The organism is Frateuria sp. GZRR33 (assembly GCF_051900425.1).
In the GTDB taxonomy this organism is placed as follows: domain Bacteria; phylum Pseudomonadota; class Gammaproteobacteria; order Xanthomonadales; family Rhodanobacteraceae; genus Frateuria_A.
In genome coordinates this window covers 68,954-84,878 of the sequence record NZ_JBHZGK010000006.1, presented here as the reverse complement: position 1 = coordinate 84,878, position 15,925 = coordinate 68,954, and the positions used below count along the sequence as shown (strand labels likewise).

General features: G+C 68.7%; 14 protein-coding genes. 12 read left to right on the top strand and 2 right to left on the bottom strand.

What is annotated here, in order from left to right; genetic code table 11:
• Positions 1 to 10: 10 nt before the first annotated feature.
• The 7 genes from hflX to ACFWZU_RS09365 all read left to right on the top strand — a co-directional run bounded on the left by hflX (position 11) and on the right by ACFWZU_RS09365 (position 7,032).
• Complete coding sequence (gene hflX / locus ACFWZU_RS09395) at positions 11 to 1,345, top strand: ribosome rescue GTPase HflX (RefSeq protein ID WP_439701245.1); 1,335 nt, start codon at positions 11 to 13, stop codon at positions 1,343 to 1,345.
• A gap of 335 nt (positions 1,346 to 1,680) precedes the next feature.
• Positions 1,681 to 2,724 carry an FtsH protease activity modulator HflK gene (gene hflK / locus ACFWZU_RS09390; protein WP_439701244.1) on the top strand — a complete coding sequence of 348 codons (1,044 nt, stop codon included), beginning with the start codon at positions 1,681 to 1,683 and terminating at the stop codon, positions 2,722 to 2,724.
• Positions 2,721 to 3,584, top strand: coding sequence for a protease modulator HflC (hflC, locus tag ACFWZU_RS09385; RefSeq protein ID WP_439701243.1), 864 nt, complete (start codon positions 2,721 to 2,723; stop codon positions 3,582 to 3,584). Before hflK ends, hflC begins: the two co-directional genes overlap by 4 nt.
• Before the next feature lie 6 nt (positions 3,585 to 3,590).
• Entirely contained in the window at positions 3,591 to 3,776 is a 186-nt protein-coding gene (locus ACFWZU_RS09380; RefSeq protein ID WP_439701242.1) for a DUF2065 domain-containing protein, read from the top strand.
• Between the two features lie 61 nt (positions 3,777 to 3,837).
• Positions 3,838 to 5,130, top strand: coding sequence for an adenylosuccinate synthase (locus ACFWZU_RS09375; RefSeq protein WP_439701241.1), 1,293 nt, complete (start codon positions 3,838 to 3,840; stop codon positions 5,128 to 5,130).
• A 282-nt stretch (positions 5,131 to 5,412) separates the two neighbouring features.
• Positions 5,413 to 5,679 (top strand): helix-turn-helix domain-containing protein, encoded by a 267-nt coding sequence (locus ACFWZU_RS09370; RefSeq protein ID WP_439701240.1) that lies wholly within the window; start codon positions 5,413 to 5,415, stop codon positions 5,677 to 5,679.
• A 3-nt stretch (positions 5,680 to 5,682) separates the two neighbouring features.
• Positions 5,683 to 7,032, top strand: a complete 1,350-nt coding sequence (locus tag ACFWZU_RS09365) for a type II toxin-antitoxin system HipA family toxin (RefSeq protein ID WP_439701239.1) — start codon at positions 5,683 to 5,685, stop codon at positions 7,030 to 7,032.
• A 96-nt stretch (positions 7,033 to 7,128) separates the two neighbouring features.
• Here the strand turns inward: ACFWZU_RS09365 and ACFWZU_RS09360 are convergent, their stop codons facing one another.
• Entirely contained in the window at positions 7,129 to 7,356 is a 228-nt protein-coding gene (locus tag ACFWZU_RS09360; protein ID WP_439701238.1) for a hypothetical protein, read from the bottom strand.
• Positions 7,357 to 7,598: 242 nt separating this feature from the next.
• On the opposite strand from ACFWZU_RS09360, the gene ACFWZU_RS09355 reads away from it, so the two are divergent.
• A complete protein-coding gene (locus ACFWZU_RS09355) occupies positions 7,599 to 8,369 on the top strand; it encodes a histidine phosphatase family protein (RefSeq protein WP_439701237.1) in 771 nt (256 codons plus the stop codon).
• On the top strand, positions 8,366 to 9,247 hold the full coding sequence (locus tag ACFWZU_RS09350) for an NAD(P)H-hydrate dehydratase (RefSeq protein ID WP_439701236.1): 882 nt from the start codon (positions 8,366 to 8,368) through the stop codon (positions 9,245 to 9,247). Before ACFWZU_RS09355 ends, ACFWZU_RS09350 begins: the two co-directional genes overlap by 4 nt.
• Here ACFWZU_RS09350 and ACFWZU_RS09345 read toward each other — a convergent pair.
• Positions 9,244 to 9,747, bottom strand: coding sequence for a cupin domain-containing protein (locus tag ACFWZU_RS09345; RefSeq protein ID WP_439701235.1), 504 nt, complete (start codon positions 9,745 to 9,747; stop codon positions 9,244 to 9,246). The two genes, ACFWZU_RS09350 and ACFWZU_RS09345, sit on opposite strands and share 4 nt — an antisense overlap.
• A 144-nt stretch (positions 9,748 to 9,891) precedes the next feature.
• Between ACFWZU_RS09345 and ACFWZU_RS09340 the strand changes: the two genes are divergently transcribed.
• From ACFWZU_RS09340 to ACFWZU_RS09330, 3 genes are all read left to right on the top strand, one after another.
• Positions 9,892 to 10,311 carry a hypothetical protein gene (locus ACFWZU_RS09340; protein ID WP_439701234.1) on the top strand — a complete coding sequence of 140 codons (420 nt, stop codon included), beginning with the start codon at positions 9,892 to 9,894 and terminating at the stop codon, positions 10,309 to 10,311.
• 453 nt (positions 10,312 to 10,764) lie between these two features.
• Entirely contained in the window at positions 10,765 to 13,731 is a 2,967-nt protein-coding gene (locus ACFWZU_RS09335) for a PAS domain-containing protein (RefSeq protein ID WP_439701233.1), read from the top strand.
• Between the two features lie 105 nt (positions 13,732 to 13,836).
• Positions 13,837 to 15,921, top strand: coding sequence for a putative bifunctional diguanylate cyclase/phosphodiesterase (locus ACFWZU_RS09330; RefSeq protein WP_439701232.1), 2,085 nt, complete (start codon positions 13,837 to 13,839; stop codon positions 15,919 to 15,921).
• Positions 15,922 to 15,925: the final 4 nt, after the last annotated feature.

Sequence of the window (15,925 nt, the reverse complement as noted above, 5' to 3'; positions counted from 1 at the left end):
CGCCAACCCAGTGTTCGATAGACAGAAGAAGGGCGAGCGCGCCGTGCTGGTCCTGCCGCACGCCCGCGGCGAGGGCGACGCCGCCCGCCGCGCCGAGGAATTCGCCGAGCTTGTGCGGTCGGCCGGCGCCGACGTGCTCGCCAGCGTTGCCGCGCGCGTCGAAGATCCCAATCCCCGCTATTACATCGGTACCGGCAAGGCCGATGAGGTCGCCGAAGCGGTGCGCGCGACCGAAGCCGACGTGGTGCTGGTCGACCACCTGCTCACGCCGGTGCAGGAACGCAACCTGGAAAAGCTGCTGGCCGTGCGCGTGGTCGACCGCGCCGGGCTGATCCTGGACATCTTCGCCCAGCGTGCGCGCTCGCACGAAGGCAAGCTGGAAGTGGAGCTGGCGCAGCTCAAGCACCTGGCCACCCGCCTGGTCCGCGGCTGGACCCACCTGGAGCGCCAGCGCGGCGGCGCCATCGGTCTGCGCGGACCCGGCGAAACGCAGCTGGAAACCGACCGCCGCCTGCTCGGCGAGCGCGTGAAGATGCTCACCAGGCGCCTGGAGAAGGTTCAGGTGCAGCGGACCCAGCAGCGGCGCGCGCGCATGCGCAACACGGTGCCGCGGGTGGCGCTGGTCGGCTACACCAATGCCGGCAAGTCGACGCTGTTCAATGCGCTGACCGAGGGCGAGGTATTTGCCGCCAACCTGCTGTTCGCCACGCTCGATCCAACGGTGCGTAAGATCGAGGACCTTTCGTGCGGCCCGGCGGTGCTCGCCGATACGGTGGGTTTCATCCGCGAACTGCCGCACGACCTGGTCGCGGCCTTCCGCGCCACGCTGGCCGAGGCGCGTGACGCCGACCTTCTGCTGCACGTCAGCGACGCTGCCGACGAGGAACGCGTGCGCCTGCACCGCGTGGTCGACGGCGTGCTCGAGGAGATCGGTGCCGGCGACGTGCCGCAACTGCACGTCATGAACAAGATCGACATGCTGGGCGAAGGCGAGGACGAGCCGCGCGCGGGCACCGAACCCCGCATCGTGCGCGATGGCGAGGGACGGCCGACCCAGGTCTGGCTATCGGCCCGCACCGGCGCGGGGCTGGACCTGTTGCGCCAGGCGCTGGGCGAGCTGCTCGGCGGCGAGCGCGTGCAGACCGAACTGCAGCTGCCGCTGTCCGCAGGCCGCCTGCACGCGCGCCTGCGCGCCGCGGGCGCCATCGCCGAAGAGACGGTGGACGAGCACGGCTGGCGCCTGCAGATCGACGCACCGCGCAGCGTGATCGCGCCGCTCGGTGGTGGCCATCCGCAGGACGCGGCGCTGTTGCGCGGGGTGCTCGGGTCGCCGGATCCGCTCTAGGCGACAGGGTCGGCGGACAATCCATCCGCGCTCCCGCCTCTCCGCCTGAAGGCGTGGGCTTCAAGTCGCTCGCTCCGCAACTTCGCTCCCGGCTTCAGGGGCGACCGGAATGAGGATGATTTCGTGCCGCGGGGCAACCACCCAGGCCACGCCCCATTTCACCTCTGCTAGACTAACCGGCGTTTGTGCGGCGTTTGCCCGCCCGCACCGAGATCGATCGCGGCGCGCCGCGGTTTACCCATCCCCGACCTCGACGCCGCGTTCCATGACCCTGATTCCGCAATGCATCTTCCGGCCCGTCCCGCCGGCCTGCCGCTTGTCCCAAGGAGACTGACATGGCCTGGAACGAACCCGGCAACGGCCAGCGCGATCCCTGGAACAGCAAGCGTCCCAGCGGCGGTGGCAACAATGGCCTGGACGACGCCTTCCGGCGCCTGCGCGCCCGGCTGGGCAGGCATGGCGGCCCAGGCGGCATCATCACCATCGTGCTGGCGCTGGTCCTGGCCTGGCTGCTGCTGAGCAGCTACACCATCGTCGACGCCCGCCAGGCCGGCGTCGTGCTGCGCTTCGGCCAGTACAGCCGCACGCTGCCCCCGGGCTTCCATTTCAAGCTGCCGCAGCCGGTGGAAACCGTCACCAAGGTCGAAACCACCCGCGTGCGCTCGCTGCAGGACAGTGTGCGCATGCTCACCCGCGACGAGAACATCATCACCATCGACTTCACCGTGCAGTACCAGGTGAACGATGCCCGCGCCTACCTGTTCGCGGTGGATGACGTCGAGGACACCATCGCCGCCGCCTCCGAGGCGGCCGTGCGCTCGGTGATCGGCCGCAGCGACATGGACACCATCCTGTCCGGCGAGGGGGCCGCGCTGGTCGGCGAGGCCAGCCAGGCGCTTCAGAAGACCCTGGACAGCTACCACTGCGGCCTGCAGGTGACCGCCGTGAGCTTCCAGAACGTCGCGCCGCCGGCCGAGGTCAAGGACGCCTTCGACGACGTCAACAAGGCGCGCGAAGACAAACAGAGCATCGAGAACAACGCGCTGGCCTACGCCAACAAGGTGGTGCCGGTGGCGCGTGGCGACGCCTCGCGCATCGCCGCCGAGGCGGCCGGCTACAAGGCCGAGCGCATCGCCCGAGCGCAGGGCGACGCCGAGCGCTTCAGCCTGCTGCTGAAGGAATACAAGGCCGCGCCCGAAGTCACCCGCAAGCGCCTGTGGCTGGAAACGATGGAGCAGGTGATGGCCGGCAACCGCAAGGTCGTCGACGGCTCCAACGGCCGCACCATCATCAACCTGCCGCCGTCCGCCCCGGCGAGCCCGGCCACGGCGGCGACCGTCACCACCGATGACGCCAGCGACAAGGGGAACCAGCCATGAAGATCGTCTGGACCGTGATCGCCGTGCTGCTGGTGCTGCTGGGCCTCAACAGCGCTTTCGTGGTGCGCGAGGGGCAGAGCGCGCTGCTGCTCCAGTTCGGCCGCATCGTGCAGACCGATTACCAGCCCGGCCTGCACTTCAAGGCGCCGCTGATCCAGCAGGTGATGCGTTTCGACAGCCGCATCCAGGGCCTGGACGCCCCGCCCGAGCGCTACTTCACCTCGGAAAAGAAGAGCGTCAACGTCGACTTCTACGTGAAGTGGCGCATCGCCGACAACGCCGCCTACTACCGCGCCACCAGCGGTGACGCCAACCAGGCGGCGCAGCGGCTGAGCCCGGTCGTGAAGGACGCGCTGCGCTTCGAATTCAACTCGCGCAGCCTGCAGGAACTGATCGCCGGCGGCCGCAAGGACATCACCGAGCGCGTGCGCAAGCAGACCGATGCGGCCGCCCGCAAGCATCTGGGCATCGCCGTGGTCGACGTGCGGATCAAGCGCATCGACCTGCCTGAAGAGGTCAGCGAATCGGTCTACAAGCGCATGCGCGCCGAGCGCCTGCAACTGGCCAACGAACTGCGCTACACCGGCCAGGAACAGGCGGAGAAGATCCGCGCCGACGCCGACCGCCAGGGCCAGGTGCTGCGCGCCGACGCCGAGCGCGACGCGGCTGCCGTGCGCGGCCAGGGCGACGCACAGGCGGCGGCGATCTACGCGGGCGCCTATGGCCAGGACCCGGAGTTCTTCGCGTTCTATCGAAGCCTGTCGGCGTACAAGACCGGTTTCGCCGATGGCCACGGCACACTGGTGCTCAAGCCGGACTCCGAACTGCTGCGTTATTTCCAGGACAGCGCCAAGCGCTGAAAATCGATGCCGCACGAACTGTCCGTGGCACTGTGCCTGGTGCTGGTGCTCGAAGGCCTGATGCTGTTCGCCGCCCCGCGCCACTGGCAGTCGATGGTGCGCCAGGCGCTGGAGCTTTCGCCGCGCACGCTGCGCGTGTTCGGCGCGGTGGCGGTGGTCGCGGGGCTTGCCGTCCTGCAACTGGTGCGCTGAAGCTTTTCCTGTTTCCCACACTCACGGCTCCTGCGGGAGCATCCAACGAGCGAGAATTTTCATGGGCAAGTCAGTCGTCATCCTTGGAGCCCAGTGGGGCGACGAAGGCAAGGGCAAGATCGTCGACCTGCTGACCGAGCGGGTCAGTGCCGTGGCGCGCTTCCAGGGCGGCCACAATGCCGGCCACACGCTGGTGATCAAGGGCAAGAAGACCGTGTTGCACCTGATTCCCTCGGGCATCCTGCGCGACGACGCGCTGTGCCTGATCGGCAACGGCGTGGTGCTCTCGCCCGAGGCGCTGATCCACGAGATCGCCGAGCTGGAGGCCCAGGGCGTGGACGTGCGTTCGCGCGTCAAGATCAGCCCGGCGACGCCGCTGATCATGCCGTACCACATCGCCGTGGATAAGGCGCGCGAGGCCGCCGCCGGCAAGGGCGCGATCGGCACCACCGGCCGCGGCATCGGCCCCGCCTATGAGGACAAGGTCGCCCGCCGTTCGATCCGCGTGGCCGACCTGATGTACCCGCACGAGCTCCCGGCGCAGATCAAGGCGGCGGTCGAGTACCACAACTTCATCCTGACCCAGTGGCTGAAGGCCGAGCCGGTCGATTACCAGAAGGTGCTCGACGACGCGCTGGCCTGGGGCGAGTACATCCGCCCGATGGTCGACGACGTCGCCACCATCCTGCACGACGTGCGCGCCGAGGGCGGCAACATCCTGTACGAAGGTGCGCAGGGCGCGCTGCTGGACATCGACCACGGCACCTACCCGTACGTCACCTCGTCCAACACCACCGTCGGCGGCGCATTGGCCGGAACCGGCGTGGGCGCGGGCGACATCGACTACGTGCTGGGCATCTGCAAGGCGTACGCCACGCGCGTGGGCGGTGGCCCGTTCCCGACCGAGCTCAACGACGAAATGGGCGAGCGGCTGCGCAAGGTCGGCAACGAGTTCGGCGCCAGCACCGGCCGGCCGCGCCGCTGCGGCTGGATCGATCTGGTGGCGCTCAAGCGCGCGGTGCAGATCAACGGCATCAACGGCCTGGCGATCACCAAGCTGGACGTGCTCGACGGCCTGCCGTCGATCAAGGTCTGCGTCGCCTACGAATACCGGGGCAAGCGCCGTGAGCTGGCGCCGCTGGACGCCGACGGCTGGGCCGAGTGCAAGCCGGTCTACCTGGAATTCCCCGGCTGGGAGGAATCCACCGCCGGCATCCGCGACTGGAACAAGCTGCCTGCCGCCGCCCGCGCCTACCTGCGTGCGGTCGAAGAGCTGTCCGGCTGCCGCCTGGCCATCGTCGCCACCGGTGCCGACCGCGACGACACCATCGTGCTGGATGATCCGTTCGCCTAGCATCCGTATCAAACAACCCTAAGGCCCCGCACTGCGGGGCTTAGTTCACGCGCCACGGTAATCGACGGTAAAACTGTCCGGGCTCACGCGCAGCAGGTCGCCCTGGCCGCGCCGGCCCCTTGTCTTCTTGCGGGCTGCTTGGGCATGGCTGCTGCCCCCAGTATCGCCGTGGAAGCTGTGGCCTGAGACGCTGACCAAGAAGCGTAACTCAACCCTGGGGTTGATTTTGGCCTTATCAACCTGTAAGTTGATTTTGACGCTTTCAACCTGCAGGTTGATCCCATGGATGTCATCCGGCTCCCTAACCAGCTCGGCCCCAAGCTTCGTGCCGCTCGCGTGCAGCGCGGCATGACTCAGGCGGATGTTGCCAGGCAGCTCGGCATAAGCACACAGGCCGTGTCCAAACTGGAGACCAATGCGGGCCGAGCCTCCTTCGACCGTGTCCATCGACTTTGCCTGCTGCTGGGGCTGGAACTCGGGCTGCAAGAGAAGTCGACGGGTACGCCGAAAACGGCCAAACCCATGACGCCAGCCAAAGCGGCCTGGTAATCCGTGGACAGCCGCACTCGCGCGATCGACATCTGGATGAACGGCTTGTACGTCGGCCGCTGGTCCCGCACCCGGAGCGGGGCCGACCAACTGACCTATGACGACGCATGGATGGCGGCACCCGAAGGCAGGCCGTTGTCCCTGTCACTGCCTTTCGTTGCGACAACCGCCAGATTCCCTCCGCCAGCGGTCGCTGCCTACTTCGATAATCTTCTGCCCGACAACGACCGCATTCTCCGCCGATTGCGCGATCGATACAGTGCCGCAAGCACCTCCGCGTTCGATCTGCTCGCGACCATAGGACGCGATTGTGTCGGTGCGGTGCAATTGATGCCGGCAGGGAAGGCGCCGGACGACGTGCATGCCATCCATGCCGATCCACTCACCGAGGCGGGCGTAGCACAAGTACTGCGGGACACCACGCTGGCCCGGCCACTGGGCCGGCGGGAGCGCGAGGCATTCCGCCTGTCCATCGCAGGAGCCCAGGAGAAGACGGCTCTTCTTCGGCATGAGGGACAGTGGTGCATCCCCCAGCGGTCGACCCCCAGCACGCACATATTCAAGTTGCCGCTTGGCCTGGTAGGCAACATGCAGGCGGATATGCGCGACTCGGTCGAAATCGAATGGCTGTCGATGGAAATCGCGCGCGCCTTCGGGCTTTCCGTGGCCAACACGCAGATCGGTCGCTTTGAAGACCAGAAGGCCCTGGTCGTCGAGCGCTTCGACCGCACCCTCTCGGGCGACCGCTCCTGGTGGATACGCAGCCCACAGGAAGACTTCTGCCAGGCGTTGGGCGTGATGCCGAGCAAGAAGTATGAAGCCGATGGAGGTCCAGGCATTCGGCAGATCATGGATGTCTTGCGTGGTTCCGAGGATGCCGAGAAGGATCGGATGGCCTTCTTCCGAAGCCAGTTGCTGTTCTGGCTGATGGGCGCCACCGACGGCCATGCAAAAAATTTCAGCCTGACACTACTGCCTGGCGGAAACTACCGTCTTGCACCCCTTTACGACATTCTTTCCGCTTACCCCATCATGGGCCGTGGGGCCAATCGCTTGGATCCGCGCGAGGCGAGTCTCGCCATGGCCGTATCGGGGAAAAATCGCCACTACGATCTCTACGGCATTCACCGCTGGCACTGGGTCGAGATGGGAACCGCCCTGGGCCTACCCGAGGTGCCGGCGATGATTGCCGACCTGGTCGAGCGCACGCCTGTTGTGCTGGATGATGTGAGTAGGCGCCTGCCTGACGGTTACCCGGGGGCCGTATTCGATGCCATCAGCAAGGGGATGTTGGACGCCGCAAAGCGCCTCGGCAGTGAGCCAGACCAACGAAAAGCCGGTAAGGCCCCCTGACGGGCGCGTTGGGGCGACCTAGGGTGCTTTCGGACAATCGGCCTTTACAGCGACACATAGCCGGAGCGCGGCCAAGGCTCGCTCCAAACGGATTTCCTAGTACATCCGCATCGACGAAGCGCGGATCACGAACCGCTCCTGCTCCGCGTCCGGCCCGGCGGCGATGCGCGCCAGCTCGTCGTCCAGCCGCTGCACCGACTGCCCGGCGCCTTGCATCCGCTCGCGCAGCATGGCGTTCTCGCGCATCAGGCGGTCGCATTCGTCGTGCAGGGCGCGCATCGAGCGCTCCAACTGGTTGCAGCGCAGTTGCAGGGGATTTCGCATGGCTTGGGTCTCGTTCGACGGTCAGGCGCGGGTGGGCAGGCATGCGGTGCGGGCGGTCGACGAAGCCGCCGCTCGTGAAGCGATGTTGGCCGAGCGGCCGTGAGGCCATCGTCTAACTGGCGCTAGGAAAAAGCTCAGGCGCGCGGCGGCCGGGGCGGGGGTGTCGCCTGCCTGCCGCCGGTCGACCGGCCATTCACGCGCGGCGTGCCAAAGCTCGCCCTGTTGCAGAGCGGGAGAGCGGCGTGGGAGCAGCGGTCATACAGGGCAACGTGGGCTGGCCACAGCGGTTGTGGATCATCCGGCACGGCGAGAGCGCGGGAAACGTCGCGCGCGATCACGCGGAAGCCTCGGGCGCGCCGCTTATCGACCTCAAGCATCGCGACGCCGACGTGCCGCTGTCGCCGCTGGGCCTGGAGCAGTCGCAGGCGCTGGGCGCCTGGGTGCGAGCCCTGCCGGAGGATGACCGGCCCACCACGTTCATGGCTTCGCCCTACAAGCGCGCCAGAGAGACCGCGGTCGCGGTCGCCGACGCGCTGGGACAGGTGGGTGAGGACGTGGTGGTGGACGAGCGGCTGCGCGAGAAGGAGTTCGGCGTGCTCGACCGCTACACGCGCGCCGGCATCCGCGCCAAATTCCCGGAGCTGGCCGAGCAACGCCAGCTGGTCGGCAAGTTCTACTTCCGCCCGCCGGGCGGCGAGAGCTGGTGCGACGTGGTCCTGCGCCTGCGCAGCATGCTGGGCGACCTGCAGCGCAACCACGCGGGCGAACGCGTGATGATCGTCGCCCACCAGGTCATCGTGAACTGCTTCCGCTACCTGCTGGAGCGGATGGACGAGACCACCATCCTGGCGATCGACCGCAACGGCGACGTGCCCAACTGCGGTATCACCGAGTACATGGAGGCGCCCGACGGCTGCGGCCTGCTGCTCCAGCGCACCAACTTCGTGGCGCCGCTGGTGGAAGCCGGCTCGCCGGTGACGATCGAGTCGGACCGGCCCAAGGGCGCGCGATGAGCCCGGCGGAGGCGAAGCCGCAGCGCCTCACCGCGAGGCTCCTGCGCAGCATGCCGTTGCCGGAGCCGGATGGTGGCAAGGAACAACGCGGAAGGGTGCTGGTCATCGGCGGGTCCCGTCGCGTTCCCGGCGCCGCCCTGCTGGCGGGCACCGGAGCGATGCGTGTCGGCGCCGGCAAGCTGCAGATGGCCACCGCCGACGACGTGGCGCTGCCGCTCGCGGTGGCGATGCCCGAGGCGCTGGTGCTGGGCCTGCCGGTCGACGCGCAGGGCGAGATCGTGCGTGGAAGCGCCGCCCTGGACCAGGCGCTCGACGGCTGCGACGCCGCACTGGTCGGCTCCGGCATGAGTCCCACGCGGGCGACCGCCACGCTGGTGCAGCGGGTGTTGCGCCAGGCGGCGGGCACGCTGGTGATCGACGCCGGCGCGCTGTCGCCGGACCTGCGCGCGCCGCCCGGCAAGCCTTGCGTGCTGACCCCGCACGCCGGCGAGATGGCCAAGTTGTCCGGACAGGAGAAAGCGCAGGTCCAGCAGGAACCGCAGGCCCTGGCGCGCACCTTCGCGAGGCGCACGCGCAGCGTGCTGGTGCTCAAGGGCGCTACCACCTTCATCGCGGCCCCGGACGGCCGGCTGTGGATCCATGCGGGCGGTTGCCACGGGCTGGGGACGTCCGGTTCGGGCGACGTCCTGGCCGGCGTGATCGCCGGATTGGCCGCGCGCTGCGGCGACCCCGTGCAGGCCGCGTTGTGGGGCGTGTTCGTGCATGCCGAGGCGGGGCGCGCGCTGGAAGCCTCGGTCGGGTCGCTCGGTTTCCTGGCGCGCGAGATCGCCGCGCCGCTGCCGGGCATCCTCGATCGCCTGCACCGGTCCAGGCGTTAGGCCTGGCTCCAGCAGGCGAGCATCGGGCCCTGTTCCCCGCTCACCGGATCGCAGGCCGGGAAGGGCAGGTGCGCGATGCGCTCGAGCATCCCCTGCGTGGGCGCCTCGCGGCAGATGTCCCATTTCTGGCCGGGCGGGTAGGCGCCGACGACCAGGAAGCCCTCGCTGGATTCGACGCTGCGGTGGCCCGTGCCCGCGGGCAGCAGCACCACGTCGCCCGCGCCCACCTCGACTTCGCGCCCGCCCGGCCCGCCCAGCACCAGCCGTGCCGTGCCCTTGGCCACGCCAAGCACTTCGTGCGCGGTCGAGTGATAGTGGTGGAAATCGTAGATGCCCGCGCGCCACTGCGGCGGCCATCCGTTGTCCTCGAAGCGCGCCTCGAAGGTCGATGCGGCGTCGTCCCCGAGCTCGTCGAGCGCCTGGTGGTAGAGCAATACGGGCAGGCGCGGATGGTTGGGGACCCAGTCGTGGGGCGCGAGCCGGAACGCTTCGGTCTGCATGGTCGGTGGCCTGTGCATGGCATCGCGCGAGCTTGCCCCGAGGCATGTGCACGAATCGGCTAACGCTGCGGCCATTGTCGCTGCACGCCCCGCTGACCTTCGCTCGGGCACGATTCAACCCAGCAACCGGAACGGGAGAACCCCATGGGCAGCATCGACGACCCGCGCGGTCGAACCAACGCGAACCTGCAGGACGCCATCGGCAAGCGGGCCGAGCAGAACCAAGTACAGGTCGAGGGCGAAACCCGCGAAGCGGTGGAGCCGGCAGGCGGCACCGGCGGCGAAAGCGGCAACGGCCAGATGCGTCCGCACCACGGCTTCGGCGACCCGCACGGACAGAAGGCGTTGGGCGAGCCGGTCGACCCGGAAGCCATCCTGCCTGTGCCTGAGAACGGCCCCACCTACCAGACCGGAGGCACCGGCCTGGATCTGCAGCAGCAGATCGAAGAGCGCAAGCATCGGGAAAGCGGCGTGGGCTCGACCAAGGGCCACGGCGTCGGCGGCAAGGGTGACGGGGGCCTCGATCCGCCGCCGGGCGCACCGACCCGCGGCGGCCGCGCCTGAGCCGACACCGGTCGGCTGCCTTGCCGGCGGGTGCCCGTACGGAGCCGGCGCGCAAAGCCGGCCGGCGGGACAACGTCGATTTCTTGCCATCACGCACACGCCCGCTCCACTGCTGTCCCGGCATGGTGGCCGGACCGAAACATGGAACCCGCCGCCATGCCTATCGACGAGTCCCAGCCTGCCGCCCGGCCGCCGGCCAGCGGCGGTGACCACCCCGGCTTCGCACGGCCCGCGCCGGCTCTGGCCAAGGCGCCGGCCATGCCTGGCGGTGTCCCGCCCATGTTCGCCAACCCGATCGGTCGGCCCGCGCCCCACAGCGACGCACGCGGGCACTGACCGGTCTCCGGTCAGCAGGCGGGCAGACGACAGCTTGCGTGCAGGGCATCCGCACGCGCTGTGCAGGCGGTAAGCTGGGCCTTTTTCGGACATGCCCACCCCATGCAAAGCGAGCCGATGACAGCGCCCCCGGGTGCCGCCGATGAAGCGGCCCATCCGGAGGAAGTACGCGATGGGAGCTTGCGGGCGCTGGTCTGGAAGCATGACTGGTCGGCCACGCCGCTGGGTCCGTCGGCAAGCTGGCCACAGAGCCTGAAAACCGCGGTCGGGATTACGCTCGAGGCGCGCCAGCCGATGCTGGTGGCATGGGGTCCGCAGTTGACCACCATCTACAACGATGCCTACCTGCCGATCCTCGGCAGCAAGCATCCCGCGGGTGTGGGCCAGCCAGGGGCGCAATTGTGGGCCGAGGTCTGGGACGTGCTCGAGCCGATGGTGGCCGAGGTATTCGCCGGCCGCCCGCAGTGGGTCGAAGACATGCCGTTTGCGCTGGCCGGCGGCGCCACCGATGAGGTGCGCTGGTTCAGCTTCTCCTTCACGCCCTTGCGTGACGAGCAGGACCGCGTGGCCGGGTTGCTGGTCTCGGCGATGGAAACCACCCGCAAAGTCCTGCTGGAGCGCCAGCAGGCCGCCGCCCGCGAACGGCAGCGCAAGCTGTTCGAGCAGGCGCCAGGTTTCATCGCGATCCTGCGCGGACCACAGCATGAGTTCGAGTTCGCCAACCACGCCTATCGCCGGCTGGTGGGCCAGCGCGAGCTGATCGGCTGCACGGCCCGCGAGGCCTTCGACGAGCTGGAAGGGCAGGGCTTCTTCGAACTGCTCGATGGCGTCTATCGCAGCGGCGAGCGCTACGTGGCCTCGCACGTGCCCATTCGCCTTTCACCCGCCCCGGGCCAGCCGGTCGTAGAGCGCTATCTCGATTTCGTCTACGCGCCGACCGTCGACGAAACCGGTGAAGTCACGGGGATTTTCGTCGAGGGCCACGATGTCACCGAGGCCCACCTGGCGCAGCAGGCGCTCGAGTCCCACGCGCGGCGCCAGGAGTTGCTGATCCAGTTGGCCGATCGCCTGCGCGACGTGCAGTCCCCCGCCGAGCTTTCCTTCGCGGCCGGCGAAATCCTCGGCCGGACGCTGGGTGTCAGCCGTGCCGGCTACGGCACGATCGACCTGGCCGAAGAGACCATCACCATCGAGCGTGACTGGAATGCGCCGGGCATCCGCAGCCTGGCCGGCGTGCTGCGCTTCCGCGACTACGGCCACTACATAGAGAACCTGCGCCGCGGCGAAACGGTGGTGTTCGCCGACGCCGAGAAGGATCCGCGTACCGCCCTGCGCGCCGGGGCACTCAAGGCGATCAGCGCGCAGTCGGTGGTCAACATGCCGATCACCGAAGACGGCAGGTTCGTCGCGCTGCTGTATCTGAACCACGCCACGGCGCGCGAGTGGACCGACGACGAGCTGGCCTTGATCCGCGAGGTGGGCGAGCGGACCCGCGCGGTCATCGAGCGCCGTCGCGCCGAACGGGAGGTTCGCGAGCTCGCCGCGTTGCTCGAGCGCAAGGTGGAGGAGCGCACCGCGGAGCGCGACCGCATCTGGAAGAACTCGCGCGACCTGCTGGCCGTGGTCGACGCATCCGGCCTGTTCCTTCGCGTCAACCCGGCCTGGACGGCGATCCTGGGCTACGCGCCGGAGGCATTGCTGGGGCAGCACTTCCTGCAATGGGTCTGGCCCGAGGACCAGACCTCCACGCTCGAAGCGGTCACCGCCAGCCAGCGCCTGACCGCATTCCAGAACCGCTACCGGCACCACGACGGCACGCCGCGCTGGATCTCCTGGAGCACGTCGGTCGAAGACGGCCTGGTGTACGCCTCCGGGCGCGACGTCAGTGCCGAACGCGAGCAGGCCGAGGCGCTGCGCCAGACGCAGGAACAACTGTTGCAGGCGCAGAAGATGGAGGCGGTCGGCCAGCTCACCGGCGGGCTCGCGCACGACTTCAACAACCTGCTTGCCGGCATCAGCGGAAGCCTGGACATGATGCAGGTGCGCATCGATCAGCAACGCACCGAACAGTTGCCGCGTTACCTTGGCGCCGCGCAGGACGCCGCCCGTCGGGCGGCCGCATTGACCCATCGGTTGCTGGCCTTCTCGCGGCGGCAGACGCTGGATCCGCGGCCGGTCGATGCCAACCGGCTGATCGCCGGCATGGAGGAGCTGGTCCGGCGCACCATCGGCCCGGCCGTGGCGCTGGAAGTCGACCGCGCCGAGGGGTTGTGGATCACGCTGGCCGATGCGCACCAGCTCGAGAATGCACTGCTCAACCTCTGCATCAACGCGCGCGATGCCATGCCGCAGGGCGGCCAGCTGCGCATCGGGACGGCCAACCACCGGCTCGATGCGGCATCGGCGCGTGCGCTCGACCTGGCTCCTGGCGATTACCTGGAATTGAGCGTGAGCGACACCGGCATCGGCATGCCCGAAGACGTCGTGGCACGCGCGTTCGAACCGTTCTTCACGACCAAGCCGCTGGGGCGGGGAACCGGCCTGGGCTTGTCGATGATCTATGGCTTCGCCAAGCAATCGGGCGGTCGCGTGCACATCCACTCGCGGCCGGGCGAGGGAACGCAGGTGAGCCTGCTGCTGCCACGGCACCTGGGCGAATTCCCCGTCGATGAAAATCGCGCACCGGCTGGCGTGGCGGGCTTGCCGCGGGGCAAGACGGTGCTGGTCGTCGACGACGAACCGACCGTGCGCATGCTGGTGGCGGACGTGCTGGGCGACCACGACTTCACCGTGCTGGAGGCCTGCGATGGTGCGGAGGCGCTGGACATGCTGCGCGCCGGCATGTCCCCGGACCTGCTGATCACCGACGTGGGTTTGCCCGGCGGTCTCAACGGACGCCAGCTCGCCGATGCAGCACGCGAACGACAGCCGGCACAGAAGGTGTTGTTCATCACCGGCTTCGCCGAAACCGCGGTGATCGGTGGCGGTCAGCTCGAGCCGGGCATGCGGGTGCTGACCAAGCCGTTCGTCATCGACCAGCTGGTGGCGCGGGTCAAGGAGTTGGTCGAGGACGCGTGCGACTGACCGGGCGGGACCTGCTATGCCGCGCGAACGCCACGCGGCTCAAGAAGCAGGCGCAGGCGCCGCTATATCACGGAGAATTGCCGGCTTGTCGGCTTCGGGGACGCCATGGTCGGTAGTTATCGCCTCAGTCTTGAGCTGCTCTCGCTGCTCATCGGCAGCCTGATCGCGTACCAGGCGGTCGATGCCACCGGACGTATCGCCGCCTCGCGCGCGGCCGCCCATCGCGTGATCTGGTACGGGGTCGGCGCCTGGATGCTCGGCCTCGGCCTGTGGTCGGTGCATTTCGTCGGCATGCTGGCACGCCTGCCGCAGGCGGTAGGCACGTTCGATCCGGTGTTGAGCACCGCCTCCGGGCTGGCTGCGCTCGCCGTCGGGCTGGGCCTGCTGTGGGTCGCCGACTGTCAGGTGCTGGGACGGTTGCGCTGGTTGGGTGGATCGCTGGCGCTGGGCGTCGGCGTGGCCTTCATCCACATGTTCAGCGAAGGCGCGCTGCATATCGCCGGCGGAACCAGCTACCACCCGCGGGTGTGGCTCTATTGGGTCTTGCTCTGCACGTTCGGCGTCGCCGCCGGCTTGCGCCTGATGCACGCATTCCGCCCGCGACCGATGCGCGCGAAGTATGCCCGCCGGGCGTTCCTGTCGGTGCTGATGGGCCTGCTGATCGTGGCGTTGCTGGATTTCACCACGCGGTTGTCCTACGGCGACCGGCCGGTGTCGGCGCTGGCGGCGTCACCGGCTGCGGTGTGGCTTGGCGGGGTGGTGAGCATGGTGGCCATACTGGCCATGGGTTCGGCGCTGGCGCTGTCGGAGATCGTGGCGAGGCTCTACGTGCGCGCGCAACGGCTCTCCGGCTCGCTCGATCACCTCAACAGCCGCCTGCACCACCTGGCCACGCACGACCCGTTGACCGGGCTGCCCAATCGCCACCTGCTCGCCGAGCGGATGGAGCGGGCGCTGGCGCGCACCCGGGCCGGACACGGCCACCTGGCCGTGCTGTACATCGACCTGGACGGCTTCAAGACCATCAACGACACGCTCGGGCACGGCTTCGGCGACGACCTGCTGCGCGCGGTGGCCGAGCGGCTGGCCGCAGTGCTGCACATGAACAGCCTGGCGCGCATGGGCGGCGACGAGTTCGTGGCGGTGCTCGAACACATGCGCAGCCCGGACTCGGCGCTGCGTATCGCCCAGCGCCTCATCGGGCTGATGCAGGACAGTTTTGACGTACGCGGCACCGCGCTGCGGGTCACGCCGAGCATCGGGGTTGCCTATTACCCGCGCGATGGCCAGAGCGCGGAGGAACTGGTGGCCCATGCCGATGCGGCGATGTACGAGGCCAAGGAGGGCGGCCGCAACGGCTACCGTTGCTACGACCCGTCGATGCACGACCGCGCGATGCGCATGCTGGCGATCCAGCGCGGCCTGCAGACCGCGGTGGAGGACGGCAGCCTGTCGCTGCACTTCCAGCCCAAGCACCGCGGCGACACCGGCGCGCTGGTCGGCGCCGAGGCGTTGCTGCGCTGGCGCCATCCGGAGCTCGGTGCGGTATCGCCGCTGGAATTCATCGGCGTGGCCGAGCGCAGCGGCCAGATCGCCCGGCTCGGCGAATGGGTGATCCGCGAGGCCTGCCGTCAACTGCGCGACTGGCACGACCGCGGCCTCGCACCGGTGCGCATCGCGATCAATCTCTCGCCCATGCAGATCCAGCAGCCGGGGCTGGTGCAGACCGCCGCGGGCATCGTCGGCGCGGCCGGGCTCCAGACCTCGCAGATCATGTTCGAGGTGACCGAGAGCATGGCCATGCGCGACGCCGAGCGCACCACCGCGATCCTCAAGGACTTTCGCGCCCACGGCTTCGAATTCGCCATCGACGACTTCGGCACCGGCTATTCCAGCCTCGCCTACCTGCAGAAGTTCCAGGTGCGCCAGCTCAAGATCGACCAGTTCTTCGTGCAGGCCCTGGACCAGGGCGGACACGAACCGCGCGCGATCATTGCCGCGATCATTGAACTGGCGCACACCCTGGGCATGGAAGTGGTCGCCGAAGGCGTCGAAACGCAGGCGCAGGCCACCGCGCTGCGCGCGCTGGGTTGCGACCAGGTGCAGGGCTATCTGCTGGCCAGGCCCATGCCCGCCGCGGAGTTCGAGCGCCGCTGCCTGCCCAGGGCCGCGGTCGCGGCCCCGGGGTGACGCA

Bases quoted from the DNA above. Each gene is read 5' to 3' on its own strand.
- ACFWZU_RS09335 (WP_439701233.1), top strand. From the start codon at position 10,765: ATGACAGCGCCCCCGGGTGCCGCCGATGAAGCGGCCCATCCGGAGGAA.
- hflC (WP_439701243.1), top strand. From the start codon at position 2,721: ATGAAGATCGTCTGGACCGTGATCGCCGTGCTGCTGGTGCTGCTGGGC.
- ACFWZU_RS09375 (WP_439701241.1), top strand. From the start codon at position 3,838: ATGGGCAAGTCAGTCGTCATCCTTGGAGCCCAGTGGGGCGACGAAGGC.
- hflK (WP_439701244.1), top strand. From the start codon at position 1,681: ATGGCCTGGAACGAACCCGGCAACGGCCAGCGCGATCCCTGGAACAGC.
- ACFWZU_RS09370 (WP_439701240.1), top strand. From the start codon at position 5,413: ATGGATGTCATCCGGCTCCCTAACCAGCTCGGCCCCAAGCTTCGTGCC.
- ACFWZU_RS09350 (WP_439701236.1), top strand. From the start codon at position 8,366: ATGAGCCCGGCGGAGGCGAAGCCGCAGCGCCTCACCGCGAGGCTCCTG.
- ACFWZU_RS09330 (WP_439701232.1), top strand. From the start codon at position 13,837: ATGGTCGGTAGTTATCGCCTCAGTCTTGAGCTGCTCTCGCTGCTCATC.
- ACFWZU_RS09340 (WP_439701234.1), top strand. From the start codon at position 9,892: ATGGGCAGCATCGACGACCCGCGCGGTCGAACCAACGCGAACCTGCAG.
- ACFWZU_RS09360 (WP_439701238.1), bottom strand. From the start codon at position 7,356: ATGCGAAATCCCCTGCAACTGCGCTGCAACCAGTTGGAGCGCTCGATG.
- ACFWZU_RS09345 (WP_439701235.1), bottom strand. From the start codon at position 9,747: ATGCAGACCGAAGCGTTCCGGCTCGCGCCCCACGACTGGGTCCCCAAC.
- ACFWZU_RS09380 (WP_439701242.1), top strand. From the start codon at position 3,591: ATGCCGCACGAACTGTCCGTGGCACTGTGCCTGGTGCTGGTGCTCGAA.